Source organism: Clavibacter lycopersici (assembly GCF_003576405.1).
Taxonomy (GTDB): Bacteria; Actinomycetota; Actinomycetes; order Actinomycetales; family Microbacteriaceae; genus Clavibacter; species Clavibacter lycopersici.
On the sequence record NZ_QWGT01000050.1, the window covers coordinates 1 to 14,442 of the forward strand.

Annotated in this window: 17 protein-coding genes; 5 read left to right on the top strand and 12 right to left on the bottom strand. The window is 73.8% G+C overall.

The genetic code is table 11. The annotated features are described in order from the left end of the window. Positions 1-117 precede the first annotated feature (117 nt). Positions 118-657, bottom strand: coding sequence for a phosphoribosyltransferase family protein (locus tag DZG00_RS05325; protein ID WP_119383017.1), 540 nt, complete (start codon positions 655-657; stop codon positions 118-120). 96 nt (positions 658-753) lie between these two features. Next, positions 754-2,295, bottom strand: coding sequence for an arabinosylfuranosidase ArfA (gene arfA / locus DZG00_RS05330; protein ID WP_119383018.1), 1,542 nt, complete (start codon positions 2,293-2,295; stop codon positions 754-756). A 172-nt stretch (positions 2,296-2,467) separates the two neighbouring features. Here arfA and DZG00_RS05335 point away from each other — a divergent pair, with 172 nt between their 5' ends. Continuing rightward, positions 2,468-3,010, top strand: coding sequence for a nucleoside/nucleotide kinase family protein (locus tag DZG00_RS05335; RefSeq protein ID WP_119455445.1), 543 nt, complete (start codon positions 2,468-2,470; stop codon positions 3,008-3,010). Positions 3,011-3,160: 150 nt separating this feature from the next. Here DZG00_RS05335 and DZG00_RS05340 read toward each other — a convergent pair whose 3' ends face one another. Next, on the bottom strand, positions 3,161-3,619 hold the full coding sequence (locus tag DZG00_RS05340) for an Lrp/AsnC family transcriptional regulator (RefSeq protein ID WP_119381604.1): 459 nt from the start codon (positions 3,617-3,619) through the stop codon (positions 3,161-3,163). 93 nt (positions 3,620-3,712) lie between these two features. Between DZG00_RS05340 and DZG00_RS05345 the strand changes: the two genes are divergently transcribed. Next, positions 3,713-4,132 (top strand): rhodanese-like domain-containing protein, encoded by a 420-nt coding sequence (locus tag DZG00_RS05345; RefSeq protein ID WP_119381605.1) that lies wholly within the window; start codon positions 3,713-3,715, stop codon positions 4,130-4,132. On the opposite strand, the gene DZG00_RS05350 is transcribed toward DZG00_RS05345, so the two are convergent. The 9 genes from DZG00_RS05350 to DZG00_RS05390 all read right to left on the bottom strand — a co-directional run bounded on the left by DZG00_RS05350 (position 4,125) and on the right by DZG00_RS05390 (position 12,150). Then, positions 4,125-5,033 (bottom strand): serine hydrolase domain-containing protein, encoded by a 909-nt coding sequence (locus DZG00_RS05350; protein WP_119381606.1) that lies wholly within the window; start codon positions 5,031-5,033, stop codon positions 4,125-4,127. The genes DZG00_RS05345 and DZG00_RS05350 overlap by 8 nt on opposite strands. A 43-nt stretch (positions 5,034-5,076) precedes the next feature. Further along, on the bottom strand, positions 5,077-5,643 hold the full coding sequence (locus tag DZG00_RS05355) for a GNAT family N-acetyltransferase (RefSeq protein WP_119381607.1): 567 nt from the start codon (positions 5,641-5,643) through the stop codon (positions 5,077-5,079). A gap of 37 nt (positions 5,644-5,680) precedes the next feature. After that, positions 5,681-6,079, bottom strand: coding sequence for an SRPBCC family protein (locus tag DZG00_RS05360; protein ID WP_119381608.1), 399 nt, complete (start codon positions 6,077-6,079; stop codon positions 5,681-5,683). 66 nt (positions 6,080-6,145) lie between these two features. Next, positions 6,146-7,600: an AMP-binding protein gene (locus DZG00_RS05365; RefSeq protein WP_119381609.1), complete on the bottom strand. Its 1,455-nt coding sequence runs from the start codon at positions 7,598-7,600 to the stop codon at positions 6,146-6,148. Further along, a complete protein-coding gene (locus DZG00_RS05370; RefSeq protein WP_119381610.1) occupies positions 7,557-8,723 on the bottom strand; it encodes an MSMEG_0565 family glycosyltransferase in 1,167 nt (388 codons plus the stop codon). The genes DZG00_RS05365 and DZG00_RS05370 overlap by 44 nt, the downstream gene beginning before the upstream one ends. A gap of 55 nt (positions 8,724-8,778) precedes the next feature. After that, positions 8,779-9,633, bottom strand: coding sequence for a carbon-nitrogen hydrolase family protein (locus tag DZG00_RS05375; protein WP_119381611.1), 855 nt, complete (start codon positions 9,631-9,633; stop codon positions 8,779-8,781). A gap of 9 nt (positions 9,634-9,642) precedes the next feature. Next, positions 9,643-10,935: an MSMEG_0569 family flavin-dependent oxidoreductase gene (locus DZG00_RS05380; protein WP_233548893.1), complete on the bottom strand. Its 1,293-nt coding sequence runs from the start codon at positions 10,933-10,935 to the stop codon at positions 9,643-9,645. Then, on the bottom strand, positions 10,932-11,258 hold the full coding sequence (locus DZG00_RS05385) for an MSMEG_0570 family nitrogen starvation response protein (RefSeq protein WP_233548896.1): 327 nt from the start codon (positions 11,256-11,258) through the stop codon (positions 10,932-10,934). The genes DZG00_RS05380 and DZG00_RS05385 overlap by 4 nt, the downstream gene beginning before the upstream one ends. A 1-nt stretch (position 11,259) precedes the next feature. Beyond that, positions 11,260-12,150: a carbon-nitrogen hydrolase family protein gene (locus tag DZG00_RS05390; protein ID WP_119381613.1), complete on the bottom strand. Its 891-nt coding sequence runs from the start codon at positions 12,148-12,150 to the stop codon at positions 11,260-11,262. A gap of 276 nt (positions 12,151-12,426) precedes the next feature. On the opposite strand from DZG00_RS05390, the gene DZG00_RS05395 reads away from it, so the two are divergent. The 3 genes from DZG00_RS05395 to DZG00_RS05405 all read left to right on the top strand — a co-directional run. After that, positions 12,427-12,957 (top strand): MSMEG_0572/Sll0783 family nitrogen starvation response protein, encoded by a 531-nt coding sequence (locus DZG00_RS05395; protein ID WP_119381614.1) that lies wholly within the window; start codon positions 12,427-12,429, stop codon positions 12,955-12,957. An 11-nt stretch (positions 12,958-12,968) separates the two neighbouring features. Next, a complete protein-coding gene (locus DZG00_RS05400) occupies positions 12,969-14,090 on the top strand; it encodes an MSMEG_0568 family radical SAM protein (RefSeq protein WP_119381615.1) in 1,122 nt (373 codons plus the stop codon). A gap of 3 nt (positions 14,091-14,093) precedes the next feature. Continuing rightward, a partial coding sequence (locus DZG00_RS05405) for a GNAT family N-acetyltransferase (protein ID WP_375342493.1) occupies positions 14,094-14,442 on the top strand: 349 nt, incomplete at its 3' end.

A 14,442-nucleotide genomic window follows, 5' to 3' on the forward strand; every position in this document is an offset into this window, starting at 1 on the left:
GGCTCGAGGCGAACGGCCACCGGCTCGGCCCGGGCGGCCGCATCTCGGCGACGCTCATGACCCTCTACCGCAGCCGCGACGGGCGCTGACCGCGCGATCGCGACAGCCGCTACGGGCTCAGCGCAGCTGGTCAGCCGTCGCCAGGCTCCGGACGGGCGGCAGCACCGCCCGCATCCCGGGGCGCAGCTCGTCGACGATCACCGCGATGCCCGCAAGCGTCGCACCGCAGCTCGCGACGAGCGCCGCGGCGGCCCGCGCCTGGCTGCCCGTCTCGATCCAGTCGTCGACGAGCACAGCGCGCTGCCCGGGCAGGAGCAGGTCGCGCAGGGCGGAGAAGCCGCGGCGGACGCCGCGGTAGTCCGCGTCCGCGACCTCCCGTACGACATCGCCGGGTAGGAGCGCCCCGTCCTTGCGCACGGGCGCGAAGCCGACGCCGAGCATCAGGGCGACCGCGGGGCCGAGGGCGAAGCCGCGCGATTCGATGCCGAGGACGACGTCGGGCCGGTCGTCGCGCGCCAGCTCCGCGAGGGCGGCGACCACGGCTTCCAGCGACGCGGCGTCGCGCAGCATCGACCAGGTGTCGGCGTCGCCGTCGATCCATCGGAAGCGCTCCCGCACGTGCCGTCGGCCCCGCTCGATGATCGCGTCGTCGCCCATCGGGCCACCGTACCGAGCCGCCTGCGTCCGGCCCCCACGCACGACGCCCGCCGGCCGCGGGTGCGGCGCGACGGGCGCGTAGTCGAGCGGGTGCGACTAGCCGAGCGACACGGCCGTCCACGACACGGGCGGCAGCGTGATCGTGAGGGTGCCGTCCACGAGCGTCGCCGACGCGTTCTCCTTCAGGCCCACGCGCTCGCGGTCCTCGAAGGTGTTCTTCGCGTAGACGTCGTCGTCGTGGATCCCGACGGCCTCGAGCACCTCGGAGACGCCGAGCCCGGCCGCGTCGACCTCGATCGTGAGCGCGTCCGACACGCTGCGGTTCACGAGGAACACGGCGGCGCGGCCGGTGGCCTCGTCGAAGGTCGCGACCGAGTCGACGAGCGGCGCGGTGCCGTGCACCTCGGTCTCGTACGTGCCCACGTCGATGCGGGGACGCAGCACGTCGCCCTGCGCGAGGCGGCTGGTGACCGAGAACGGGAAGAAGGTGGTCTGGCGCCAGGCGCCGCCGCCCGTCTCCGTCATGATCGGGGCGATCACGTTCACGAGCTGCGCGAGGCTGGCGGACGTGACGCGGTCGCTGTGCTTCAGCAGCGTGATCATCAGGTTGCCGAGCACGACCGCATCCGCGACCGAGTAGACGTCCTCGAGCAGGTGCGGCGCGTAGGGCCAGCCCTCGGTGATGACGCCGGACTCCTGGTGCTCGTCGAGGTACCAGACGTTCCACTCGTCGAACGAGATGTTGATGGTCTTGTCGCTCTTGCGGCGGTACTTCACCTGGTCCGCCGACGCGACGACCGTGCGGATGAAGTACTCCATGTCGAGCGAGGAGGCGAGGAAGCTGCCGAGGTCGCCCTTGCGCTCCTGGTAGTAGGCGTGCGCCGAGATGAAGTCGACGTTGTCGTACGCGTGCTCGAGCACGGTGCGCTCCCACTCGCCGAAGGTGGGCATGCCGGATCCGCTGCTGCCGCACGCGACGAGCTCGAGCGTGGGATCCACCATCTTCATGGCGCCGGCGGTGCGGTTCGCGAGCTTGCCGTAGTCGTCGGCGGTCATGTGGCCGACCTGCCACGGGCCGTCCATCTCGTTGCCGAGGCACCACATCTTCACGCCGTGGGGCTCGGGGGACCCGTTGGCGATGCGCTGGTCGGAGAGGGCGGTGCCGCCCGGGTGGTTCGAGTACTCGAGGATGTCGAGGGCCTCGAGGACGCCGCGCGTGCCGAGGTTGACGGCCATCATCAGCTCGCTGCCGGTGAGCTCGCACCAGCGCGCGAACTCGTCGAGGCCGACCTCGTTGGTCTCGAGCGAGTGCCAGGCGAGGTCGAGGCGCTTGGGGCGGTCCTCGCGCGGGCCGACGCCGTCCTCCCAGCGGTAGCCGGAGACGAAGTTGCCGCCGGGGTAGCGGACGGTGCTCGAGCCGAGCTCCTTGACGAGGTCGACGACGTCGAGGCGGAAGCCGTCCTCGTTGGCGGTGGGGTGGCCGGGCTCGTAGATGCCGTCGTAGACGCAGCGGCCGAGGTGCTCGACGAACGAGCCGAAGGTGCGGCGGTTGACGGGGGCGACGACGGCGGTGCGGTCGAGGCCGATCCGTGCGTCGGGTGCGGTGCGGGCGTCGGCCGCGGTGCGGGCGTCGGTCATGGAGTGGTCCTTCACTTCATCGGGAACGGGGCCGATCGACGCCGGCGATGCCGGGTGGATCCGAGCCTTTACAACGTTGTAAGAGCAACGTGCTCCCATTGTCCCGGGGGCGCGGGGGACGTGTCAACGCGGGCGGCGGCGCGTCCGCGCACAGCCGTGCGACCCTGTCGGGATGGACTCGGGATCCCGCACGCAGGCCCTCTTCCTCGGCGGGCGCTCGGGCGTCGGCAAGACAACGGTGGCGGCGGAGGTGTCGCGGATCCTCGCGGCGGCCGACGTCGCGCACGCGCTCGTCGAGGGCGACACCCTCGACCAGGCGCACCCCGAGCCGTGGCGGCAGGGGATCCCGCTGGCCGAGCGGAACCTGGCGGCCATGTGGCGGAACTACCGCGAGGCCGGCTGGACGCGCGTGATCTACACGAACACCGTCAGCGTGCTGGAGCTGCCCGCGCTGACGGCGGCGCTCGGCGGCGACGTCGACGTGGTGGGCGTGCTGCTCACGGCCGACGACGGCACGGCGGCCACGCGGCTGGCCGGCCGCGAGATCGGGTCGGGGCTCGCGGAGGCGGTCGAGCGCAGCGCGGCAGCGGCCCTGCGGCTCGAGGCGGGAGCGTCCGACGCGGTCCACCGCGTGGCGACCGACGGGCGGACCGTGGCGGAGATCGCGGCCGAGGTGGTGGCGCTGAGCGGGTGGTGGCCTGTGGAGAGTCGGTGACATCACCAAGGCCTTCGACGGCTGATGCCTTCACCAACGCCGTTACGGGTCTTGAGGAAATGACCGTCCCGCCGGCTGATTCCTGTCCTCCGGGCGGCGCACCCCGGCCATCGCGGTCTCCTCCGTCCCGCGACCGAGGCCCACATGCACCTAAGCCGGCCCGACGTGCCGCCCCGGGACCGGGCTCGAGTACACGACGTGGGTCGTGATCCCGCCGAGGGCGGCGAGGCGGCCCGTGATGCGCTCGAGGTCGCGCATCGACCGGGCGTGGACCTTGATGATGAAGCAGTCGGCGCCCGTGACGTGGTGCGCCTCGACGATCTCCGGCAGCTCCGCGACCAGCGCGTGGAACGGCCGGTAGTCGCCCGAAGGGTAGGCCAGGCGCACGAAGGCGGTCACGGTCCAGCCGAGGGCCTCGGGATCCACCGTGATCGAGTAGCCCGTGATGATGCCGCCCTCCGTGAGGCGGCGCACGCGCTCGGCGGTCGCGCTGGCCGAGAGCGAGACGGCGCGGCCGAGCTGCGCGACGCTCATCCGGCCGTCGCCCTGGAGCTCGGCGATGATCGCGTGATCGGTGGCGTCGAGGGTCAACGGCGGATTCGTCGGCATGCGGCCGAACCTACCGGGCGATCCGCGGCCGGGCGGGCCCGATGCCGCGCGACGGCCCTTCCTCGCCCAGACCCCTGACGCTTCGATGGAGGCATGAACACGACCCTCTCCGCGATCGACCACTTCGCCGCCAAGCTGACCTACGAGACGGATCCCGCCGACCTCGCCGCCGATCGGGCGAGCGGTGCTGCGCCCCTCGTGGTCGACGTGCGCTCGGACGCGTCCTGGAGCCAGGGGCGGATCCCCGGCGCCGTCCACATCCCCGGCGCCGAGCTCGCCGCGCGCGCCGCCGCCGAGCTGCCCGACCGCGACGCCCGCATCGTCGTCTACTGCTGGGGACCGGGCTGCAACGGCAGCACGCGCGCGGCCCTCACGCTCGCCACGCTCGGCTACACGCGCGTGCAGGAGCTGATCGGCGGGTTCGAGTACTGGGCGCGCGAGGGGTTCGCGGTGGTCGGCGACGCGGGGCGCACGCGACGGGCCCCGGATCCGCTGACGGCGCCGGTCAGCTGACGACGGGCGTGACGGGCGCCGCCTCCGCGACGGCCGCCGCCGCCAGCTCGGCGAGCAGGTGGTCCCGCTCCTCCTCGTGGGCCGTGATCGTGACGACCGCGTCGCGGGATCCGTCGACCAGCACGTACTGGCCGTAGCGGCCGTCGAGGCGCCAGGCGTCGCCGGGGCCGTCCCAGGTCGCGAGGCCGTAGCGGGCGAAGGGAGCGGCGGGGTCGTCGCCGGTGTCCACCCAGGATCCGTGCATCCGGTCGATGCACTCGGCGCTGACGAGCTGCCGACCCCCCCACGCGCCGCGGTCGCGCAGCAGCCGGCCGATGCGCGCGAGCTCGCCGGTGCGCAGCTCGAGGCCGCTGCCGCCAACGACGAAGCCGAGCGGGCAGCGGTGCCACTGCGGGTTGTCGATCCCCAGAGGCTCGAACAGGCGAGGGAGGAGCCAGTCGCGCACGTCGCCGACCGCGGCGGCGAGCATCCGCATGGCGACGTACGGGCTCGCGTCGCTGTAGCGGAAGACGGTCCCGGGGCCGCGCGTGGGGAGCCCGAGCATGGCCTGCGCGAGGTCGGGGCCGGGCACGGGCTCGTCGCCGAACCACGCGAAGTCGATGCCGCTCGTCATCGTGAGCAGGTGCTCGACGGTGACCTGGTCGACGCCCGCGCCGAGGTCGAGGTCGAGGAGCAGCTCCGGGACGCGGGTGTCGAGCCGGAGGATGCCCTCGTCCACGGCGATGCCGACGGCCAGCGCGCACACGCCCTTGGACACCGAGTACAGGTTCTCGCGGTCGTCGCTCCGCCAGCGGTGCTCGGCCTCGTCGGCGCCGACCCGCACGACGGCCCCGTACGCGCCGAGCCGCTCGCGGTCGATCCCCGTGACGAGGCGGGCGAGGGCGTCGGCGGCGGTGCTCATGGATCCAGTGTGGCGGTGCGCCGCCGCGGGGGCACGGCCCGGGTCAGCGCGCCGCCGCGTCGCGCTGCGCGTCGGTGAGCGCGCGGTCCGCGTAGATGAGGCGCATCACTGACGGATCCGGGTTGCCCGGGTCCGGCACGCGGTGCACCAGCGCGAGCCCCGCCTTCTCGGCCACGGCCGCCGACGCCTGGTTGTGCGCGACGAGGTACGCGACGACGGGCAGCTCGGGGCGGCGGATCCGCGCCCGCTCGATCGCCCGCAGCGCCATCTCGGTCGCGTAGCCGCGGCCCTGCACGGCCGGTGAGAAGCGGTAGCCGAGGTTCCAGAAGGCCTCGTGCGCGATGCCGCAGCCACCGAACCCGATGACCGCATCGGCGTCCCGCTCGCGCACGATCCACGAGCCGAGGCCGTCGCGCTCCCAGCTCTCGGCCCACGTGCGGAGGAAGCGCTCGGTCTGCGCCGGGTCGGTCACGCGCAGCGTCGGGTGGTGGGTCCAGACGGCGGGGTCGGAGAGGATCGCGTGCACCTCGTCGGCGTCGTCGGGCGACGGGCGATGGAGGTCGAGCCGGGCCGTGCGGTCCTCGGGGACGGCGAGGCGGTCGATCGGCATGCATCGACGGTAGCGGTGCCCACGACCAGGGGGCGGATCAGCCCGCGGCGACCAGCGCCGCGAGCCGGTCGAGGTCCTCCGCGACGAGCGCCGCGTCCTCCGCGAAGGCGACGTCGGTCGTGCCCGGCCGGCGGAAGAGCGTGAAGACGACCTCGCTGCCGTCGTCGTTGGGGAGGACGCGCAGCGGGTTGCGCACCACGGTGCCGTCGGGGAGCGTCACGTCGTGGTCGAGGATCCCGAGCTCGCGCGGGCCCGTGAACGCGATCTCGACCGGCCCCATCGGCGAGTCCGACAGCCAGCGACCGCCCTCGAGCCGGATACCCGAGCTGACGCCCGCCGCCCACTCGGGCAGCCGCGCGGGATCCCCCGCGACGGCGACGACCGCCGCCACGTCGGCATCGACGGAGCGGGTGATGTGGAGCGCGGGCCAGGTCACGACTCGACGCTACCCGGCAGCGGCACGACCGCGGTAGGCGGATCCGTCGACGCCGGGGAGGCGACCTCAGCCGCGCTCGTCGACCGCCGCGCGCGCGTGCGCCTTCCGCCGCGTCTTGCCGGCGTCGTCCCGCACGGGCGTACGCGTGAGGCGCACGGCAGCCGGCCTGCGCTCCGCGTCCAGCCGGGCGCGGGCCCACGCGAGCAGCTCCGCGGCGTCGACCTGCGCGTCCGCGATGTCGACCACCGCCTCGACGCGCTGGCCGAGGTCGTCGTCGGGCACGCCGAACGCGACCGCGCCGCGGACCGCCGGGTGCTGCTCGAGCACGCGCTCGACCTCGACGGGGTGCACGTTGACGCCGCCCCGGAGGATCACGTCGTCGGCGCGGTCGAGCACGAAGACGTACCCGTCGGCGTCGACCCGTCCGAGGTCGCCGAGGGTGTCCCAGCCGTCGGGCGTCCGGGCGGATCCTGCGCCGACGTACGCGTAGGCGGGCCCGCCGTCACGCCGCATCCAGATCCGGCCGACCTCGCCCGCAGGGAGCTCCCGGCCCTCGTCGTCGCGGATGGAGACGGCCGTGCCGCCCGACGCGCGCCCGACGCTGCCGGGGTGCCGCAGCCACTCGTCGCCGCGGATGGTGAGGATCCCGTTCGACTCGCTCCCCGCGTACACCTCCACGAGCCGCTCGGGCCCGATCCACTCCATGAACGCCCGCTTCACGCCGGGCGGGCACGGCGCGCCGAGGTGCAGGACCGTCCGGAGGCTGGAGAGGTCGGCCGCCCGCCGCTCGTCATCGGGGAGACGCAGCAGCCGGTGCATCGTCGTCGGCACCAGCAGCGTCCACGTGATCCGGTGCTCCGCGATCGCGGCGAGCACGCGTCGCTCGTCGAAGTGCGGCAGGAGCACGAGCGCGTGGCCCGTCATGAGGCCGCGGAACGCGTAGGTGAACGCGGCCGAGTGGGTGAGCGGCGCCGTCACGAGCTGCACCTGGTCGAGCGGGAGGTGCGGCGCCACGGCGAGCGTCGGATCCAGCAGCGCGGGGGCCGTGGTGGCCACGACCTTGGGGCGGCCCGTGGATCCCGACGACGTCGGCGCCTTCCAGCTGCGCGCCCACGCGTCGGGCAGGACCGCGTCGGAGAGGCTGGCGGGAGGCGACCAGCCGGCGGGCACGGACGGGACGCCGGGCCGGGTCGACGTCACCCCGACCACGAGCGCGGGGCGGGCGAGGTCCTCGACGTGGGCGCGCTCCTCGACGGAGAGACCGGTCGACATCGGCTGCGGCGTCGCGCCGACCTTCCAGACGGCGGCGCAGACGACCACCATCTCGCGCGTGTTCGGCAGCGCGATCGCGACCCGGTCGTCCTGGCCGACGCCGAGCGACAGGTAGGCGCGCGCCAGCCGGTTCGAGGCCAGGTCGAGCTCGCGCGCGGTCAGCGTGCCGGCGTCGTCGCGCACCACGACGCGGTCGGGATCCGCGTCAGCGAGCCCCGTGATGATGCGGGAGATCGACTGCCGCCCCATGGTCGCCCTCCCGTCCGACGCGGAGGTAGAGCTCCTCGTGCTGACGGGCCACGTCGTCCCAGTCGTGGGACGCGGCGAGCGCGCGGCCGCCGGCGGGGTCAGGGGCGCGACCGTCGAGCGCCGCCGCTACGGCGTCGGCCGCGGTCGCCGGATCCGTCGCGAACAGCACGGACGACCCGAACACCTCGCGGAGCACGGGCAGGTCGCGGGCGACGACGGGCACGCCGGCCGCGAGCGCCTCCATCGCGGCGAGGCCGAAGCCCTCCTTCGTCGAGAGGAAGGCGAGCGCGCCCGCCGCGGCGACGAGCGGCGGCACGTCCCGATCGTCGACGACACCGAGGATCACCGGCCGGATCCCCAGCTCGGCGGCGCGCGCGTCGAACGCCTCGCGGTACGCCCGGTAGTCGAACAGCGTCTCCCCGCCGCCGAACACGAGCCGGAGACCGGGCCGCCGGGCATGCAGCAGCGCGAACGCCTCGAGCAGGTCGACGCTGCCCTTCCGCGGCTCGATGCCGCCGAGCGCGAGGACGTACGCGCCCTCCACCCCGTGCTCGAGGAGCGCGGCGCGGATCCGCTCGCGCGACTCCGCGCCCTCCGGCCCCGCCGCCGCCCGGAACCGCGCGCCGTCGACGCCGTTCGGGATCACCGTGGGCACCAGGCCCCAGCCCGCCTCGACCTCCGCGGCGACGGCCGCCGAGACGCACACCCGCGCGATCGGCTCGCGGACCGCGGCGTCGTGGCAGCGCACGAGCTCGGGGGTCGTGAACTCGTCGAGGTGGTGGATGGTGCGGATGCAGGGCCCAGCCGCGTTGGCCGAGATGCAGTCCTGCGCGTGCACGACGTCGTATCCCTCGGCCTCGCGGGCGGCGGCGAAGGCCTCGCGCATCGTCACGATCGAGCGGACGATGCGCTCGCCCACCGTCTCGTCGTCGCGCGCGGCGAACGGCACCACGCGGATCCGCACGGCCGGGTCCACCTCGCGGAAGAACGCGCGGTCGCCGCCGCGCCCCAGGGTCCACACGGCGACGTCGTGCCCGCGCCGGGCGAGCGCCTCCGCGAGGGCGAGCGTGTGCACCACCCCGCCGCGCGGCTTGGTGGAGTACGTCAGCAGGGCGATCCGCACGGGGCGCTCCTCGGGTGGGTCGGCGGTCGGCGGGCGGGGATCGACGGGAGCGGGGTCAGCCGCGGGCGGGAGCGGGCGCGTACGCGGCCGGCACGCGGTCGCGGAGGTGGTGCATCGTCCGCCGGGCCCGCGCGATGTCCGAGGAGACGTCGGCGGTCGTGACGGCCAGCCCGCCCTTCGCCCACGTCTTCGCGACGATCTCCCCGGCGGGATCCACGATCTTCGCCTGCCCGAGGAACCGCAGGCCGCCGAGCACCCCGGTCTGGTTCGACGACACGAGGTAGAGCTGGTTCTCGGCCGCGCGCGAGCAGTCGTAGAGGTCGAACAGGTGCGCCTGCCGGTCGTTGCGGAGCCGGTCGGAGCGGTCGGTGACGCTGGCCGGCCACGCGCTCAGGCACGCGAGGATCTCGGCGCCGTCGAGCGCCAGCGTGCGCGCCGACTCCGGGAAGGTCTTGTCGAAGTCGATCATCATGCCGACGCGTCCCACGGGGGTGTCGAACGCCGCGAACGCGGATCCGGCCCGGTACGCCTCCGACTCGCCGAGCGGCAGGTGCACCTTGCGGTGCGTGCCGAGGACACGGCCGCCCTGCACGCAGACGGCGCTGTTGTACCGGATCTCCTCGCCGCCCTCGAGCGCGCGCTCCGCGACCCCGAAGCACACCGTCATGTCGCCGGCCATCTCCGTCACCGCCCGCACCTCCGGCCCGTCGAGCTCCACGGCGGGCGGTCGCGCATCCGGCCCCGGGTGCTCCATGTCGAGCAGGTAGCCGCCGATGGTCGCGTCCGGGAGCACGAGCAGGTCGACGCCGCGCTCGCGCGCCTGGCCGATCATCCCGGGGAGCTTGGCGAGCGTCCGCTCGACGTCGCGCCCGAAGTGCGCCGCGACCGCCCCCATCGTGATCTCGGCCATGGCGACAGGCTAGCCGGACCAGACCGCCCCCACGGAGGCCGGCGACCGGTCCGCCGTCCGCTCCTCGATGCGGTCCGCGAGGTGCTCGGCGTCGCGTGCGATGGCCGCGAACCGGCCCGATCCCCACGTGTGCAGCCACGGCAGGCCGAGGAAGTGCAGGCCGGCGACGGCGGTGGATCCGCGCTGGTGCATGGGGTGCCCGGATCCGTCGAACGCGCCCACCTGCACCCATGAGTAGTCGGACCGGTAGCCGGCCGCCCACACGATGCTCGTGATCCCCGCCTCGGCCAGGTCGAGCCCGGTCTCCTCGCGCTCCGGCCGCCACACGGGCACGTACCGGGGCTCGGTCGGCGCGTCGATGCCGGCGCGCGCGATGTGCCGGTCGATGTCGTCCTTGATCGACTCCATCACCGAGTCGGCGCGGTCGAGCGACGCCTCGACGGTGGGCGTGAAGGCGAGCCGCGTGCCGTCCGCGCCGGTGAGCCGCCCGTGCAGGCGCATCCCGTCGCGGGCGAAGGCGCGGAGGTCGATGTCGCGCCCGCCGCCGCGCCCGGTCATGTAGTGGTTGGTGGACTCGCGCTTGGTGAGGCCCCCGATGTGCGCGGTCACGGGGACGTCGTACACGCCCATGTCCTCGAGCCACGCGATGCAGTCGCGGCCGCGGTAGAAGCGGGCGCAGCGGGGCGCGGATCCGAGGGCGAGGTGCACGCGTCGGCCCGCGAGGTGCAGGTCCTCGGCGATCTGCGCGCCGGACTGGCCGGATCCCACCACGAGCACGGCCCCCTCGGGGAGCGCCTCGGGCGAGCGGTAGTCGGCGGAGTGCACCTGCGCGATGGAGTCGGGGATCCGGGCCGCGGCCGCCGGGAGCACGGGCCGGTGGTAGCCGCCGGTCGCGATGACGACCTGCTCCGCGACGATCGTGCCCTGGTCGGTGACGACCTCGAAGCCGCCCGCGGCCGCCTCGCGCAGCCGGGTGACGAGCACACCCTCGACCACGGGCGCGTCGAAGGAGTCGGCGTAGCCGCGGATCCACGCGAGCACCTCGTCGCGCGTCATGAAGCCGTCCGGGTCGTCGCCCGCGTACGGGTATCCGGGGAGCCGGCACTGCCAGTTCGGCGTGACGAGGGTGAAGGCGTCCCAACGGCGGTCGGCCCAGTCGTGCGCGACGCGGTCGCGCTCGAGCACCACGTGCTCGATGCCGCGCCGGGTGAGGTGCCAGCTGATCGAGAGCCCGGCCTGGCCGCCGCCCACCACCGCGACGGGCACGCGCGCGCCGTCGACGACGCGGGTCGCGCGGCTCACGCGCCGGCTCCGGTCGTGGTCGCGGATGCGGACGCCGTCGCCGCGTCCGGCAGCGGCGGCTCCATGCGGAGCACCGCCACGGTCCCGCCGTCGAAGCCCGCGGCTGCCCGGAGGATCTCCTCCTCCTGCTGCATCGCGGACGTGCACGCGAATCCGTACTTCGCCCGCACCCGCTCGCTCGCGACGCGCAGCGCCTCGGTGGAGCGGCGCACGAAGTCGTCGAGCGGGTACTCCGATCCGGCGGCGAGGTGGTCGTGCATCACGAGGCTCGGCGAGTAGCAGTCGGCCTCGGATCCGTCGGGCCAGCGCACCCGGAAGGTCATCTCAGGCACGGGCGAGCTCCCCCTCGGCGGCGGGCACGCCCTCGCCGGTCCGGTACGCGTCGGGCCGCCGGTCGCGCAGGTGGAACATGCCGCCGCGCATCGCCCGGAACGTGCCCTCGACGTCGATCTCCGCGATGGCCAGCCCCGCGTCGAGCAGGGTGGTCGCGAGCACGTTGCCGCCGGGATCCACCACCTTGGCGTTGCCGACGTAGCGCAGCGAGCCGAACGAGCCGGCCTGGTTCGACGCGATCCAGAACACCTGGTTGTCGAGCGCCCGCGCGGAGTCGAAGAGGTTGAACCGGTAGGTCCACCTGTCCTGCTGCAGGTCCTCGGCCGTCGCCGTGCGCGCCACCGGCCACGCCGACATGCTCACGATGATCTCGGCGCCGTCCATCGCGAGCGAGCGGGCCGCCTCGGGGAACGCCTTGTCGTAGCAGATCTGCAGCCCCACGCGGCCGACGGGGGTGTCGAACGCCTCGTAGACGTCGCCCGCGGAGTACGACATGGCCTCGCCGAGCGGCTGGTGCACCTTGCGGTAGGAGCCGTAGATGCGGGATCCGTCGAGGCAGACGGCCGCGTTGTACCGGGTCTCCCCGTCGGCGTCGAGCTCGCAGAAGCCGATGCACACGACCATGTCGCCCGCGAGCTCCTGGACGCGCCGGATCTCCGGGCCGTCGAGGCGGATCGCCGGCGGCAGCGAGCGCGTCGTGGTCTTCAGGGTGTCGCCGTGGTTGCCGAGCGAGGAGAGGTAGCCGCCGATCGCGGCCTCGGGGAAGGCGATGAGCTCCACGCCGCTCTCCCGGGCCTCGGCGATCAGGCTGCCGATGAGCGCGTAGTCCTGCTCGAGGTCCCGGGTGAAGTTCGCCGAGACGGCGGCGACGGTCGTCGACATCGTGCCTCCTGAGGGGGTCGGTGGGGTCGGCGCAGGATCCTGCGCGTGGGGCCCAGTCAAGGCCACGCCCTGTTTCGGCTTGGTTTCGCACGGAACAACTTCTCGTTTCGCGCGCGCCGGCCGAGAGGCCCGAATCTCGGCCTCACCAGCGACTCCGGATCCTCTGGCCGACGGGGGGAAACAAACGGAATTCTCGCCGTAATCCGCTCGCAACAGCACGACCGAAGACTCGGACCAGACCCCGACCCGCCGCATCCGACCGCCAAGGAGAGCACCATGACCGACGTCGACATCGACCAGCAGATCCTCGACAACATCGAGAGGTCACGCGAGGAGATCGCGCACCCCTCGCTGCCGAAGGGCAGCAGCCTCTACGGGTCGACGAAGATCTTCCCCGACTACACCGCCACGAAGGACGACCACTACTTCCAGCTCGTGCACGGCATCGCGCACGAGTCGTCGGTGAGCTTCGTCGCCGTGCTGCAGGCCACGCGGGCGCTGCGCAAGGGATTCACGAGCGTCCTGTACTTCTACGGACCCGGCTCCCTGAACGCCATCGCCAACCGCGGCTTCCCGACGACGGGCGCCGACGGGTTCCCCGGCGAGAACAACATCAACAACGCGCTCGAGACCTTCATCGCCGAGGGCGGCACGGTCTTCTGCTGCCGCTTCGGCCTGGCGCTGCACGGCGCGCGCGAGGAGGACCTCATCGCGGGCGTCATCCCGGCCCACCCCCTCGACGTGCAGGACGCGGTGATCCACTACGCCCGCAAGGGAGCCATCATCAACAGCACGTACATGGTCTGACCGGTGCGCCCATGACCATCACGAGAGGGACCACGACGCCGAGCCGCGCCCGGCAGGCGGACGCGGAGGCGGACGCCGCCGCGCTCACGACGCGCGTCGACATCGCCATCCGCGGGATCCGCGTCGCCGCGCCCGTGCACCGCGAGGGCGGCGCCGGGCCGAGCGACGACGGGCACGTGATGTTCCGCGGGCTCCAGTCCGCGGTGCCGGCGAACCCGGAGAGCCCCTACCTCGTCGACGACGGGAAGCTCCTGCTCGACGGCGAGGACACGGGCTACGAGGTGGACGCGGTCGACCGGCCGAGGTTCTACGACCTCGCGACCGCGGACGGCGTCTCCTACGAGAAGATCGCGCGGCTGCACGGCGCCAAGGTGCTGGCCACCACGGTGGTGCAGACCTGCGTGCGCTACGACGAGTCGGAGCGCTGCCGCTTCTGCTCCATCGAGGAGAGCCTCGCCTCGGGCAGCACCATCGCGGTCAAGACGCCGGCCATGCTCGCCGAGGTCGCGGAGGCGGCCTGGCGGCTCGACGGCGTGGAGCAGATGGTCATGACCACGGGCACGAGCAACGGACGCGACCGCGGGGCCACCCACCTCGCGCGGTGCGTCCGGGCGATCAAGGAGGTCGTGCCGGACCTCATGATCCAGGTGCAGTGCGAGCCGCCCGCGCAGCTGTCGACCATCACCGACCTGTACGAGGCCGGGGCGCGGTCCATCGGGATCCACGTGGAGTCGATGGACGACGACGTGCGCCGCCGCTGGATGCCGGGCAAGTCCCGCGTGTCGATGGACGAGTACCGCGCCGCGTGGCGGGAGGCCGTGCGGGTCTTCGGCCGCAACCAGGTCTCCACTTACCTGCTGGTGGGGCTCGGCGAGGATCCGGACGAGATGGTCGCCGGCGCCCAGGAGCTCATCGACATGGGCGTCTACCCCTTCATCGTGCCGTTCCGTCCGCTGCGCGGGACCCTCGCGACCGACGTCGACCACGTGCCCGCACCCGAGGGATCCGTGCTCCGCGACGTGACGTTCCGCGTCTCGCGCGCGCTGCAGGCAGCCGGGATGCGCGGCGCCGACCAGAAGGCGGGCTGCGCGGCCTGCGGCGCCTGCTCCGCACTGCAGACCGCAGGGGGCTGATCCGTGCTCCTCGACGTCCCCGCCCTCATGGGCCCGCCCGTCGTGCGGGCCGCGCCGGCGTTCCTCGTGTCCGTGGCGGACCGGCGGGACCTCGACGCGTACCTGCGGCTGCGGCACGACGCGTTCGTCGAGGAGCAGGGGATCTTCGCGGGCACCGACCTCGACGCGCTCGACGGGGATCCGCGGACCGTCGTGCTGGTCGCCCGCGCCGAGGGCGCGGTCGTCGGCGGCGTGCGGCTCGCGCCCGTCGGCGCGCGGGACATCGGCTGGTGGACCGGGTCGCGCCTGGTCGTGGCGCCGGGTGCCCGGGGGATCCGCGGCGTCGGCTCGGCGCTCGTCCGGGCCGCCGCGG

Bases quoted from the DNA above. Each gene is read 5' to 3' on its own strand.
- arfA (WP_119383018.1), bottom strand. From the start codon at position 2,295: ATGACCGACGCCCGCACCGCGGCCGACGCCCGCACCGCACCCGACGCA.
- DZG00_RS05395 (WP_119381614.1), top strand. From the start codon at position 12,427: ATGACCGACGTCGACATCGACCAGCAGATCCTCGACAACATCGAGAGG.
- DZG00_RS05345 (WP_119381605.1), top strand. From the start codon at position 3,713: ATGAACACGACCCTCTCCGCGATCGACCACTTCGCCGCCAAGCTGACC.
- DZG00_RS05350 (WP_119381606.1), bottom strand. From the start codon at position 5,033: ATGAGCACCGCCGCCGACGCCCTCGCCCGCCTCGTCACGGGGATCGAC.
- DZG00_RS05340 (WP_119381604.1), bottom strand. From the start codon at position 3,619: ATGCCGACGAATCCGCCGTTGACCCTCGACGCCACCGATCACGCGATC.
- DZG00_RS05365 (WP_119381609.1), bottom strand. From the start codon at position 7,600: ATGGGGCGGCAGTCGATCTCCCGCATCATCACGGGGCTCGCTGACGCG.
- DZG00_RS05335 (WP_119455445.1), top strand. From the start codon at position 2,468: ATGGACTCGGGATCCCGCACGCAGGCCCTCTTCCTCGGCGGGCGCTCG.
- DZG00_RS05375 (WP_119381611.1), bottom strand. From the start codon at position 9,633: ATGGCCGAGATCACGATGGGGGCGGTCGCGGCGCACTTCGGGCGCGAC.
- DZG00_RS05355 (WP_119381607.1), bottom strand. From the start codon at position 5,643: ATGCCGATCGACCGCCTCGCCGTCCCCGAGGACCGCACGGCCCGGCTC.
- DZG00_RS05400 (WP_119381615.1), top strand. From the start codon at position 12,969: ATGACCATCACGAGAGGGACCACGACGCCGAGCCGCGCCCGGCAGGCG.
- DZG00_RS05390 (WP_119381613.1), bottom strand. From the start codon at position 12,150: ATGTCGACGACCGTCGCCGCCGTCTCGGCGAACTTCACCCGGGACCTC.
- DZG00_RS05325 (WP_119383017.1), bottom strand. From the start codon at position 657: ATGGGCGACGACGCGATCATCGAGCGGGGCCGACGGCACGTGCGGGAG.
- DZG00_RS05385 (WP_233548896.1), bottom strand. From the start codon at position 11,258: ATGACCTTCCGGGTGCGCTGGCCCGACGGATCCGAGGCCGACTGCTAC.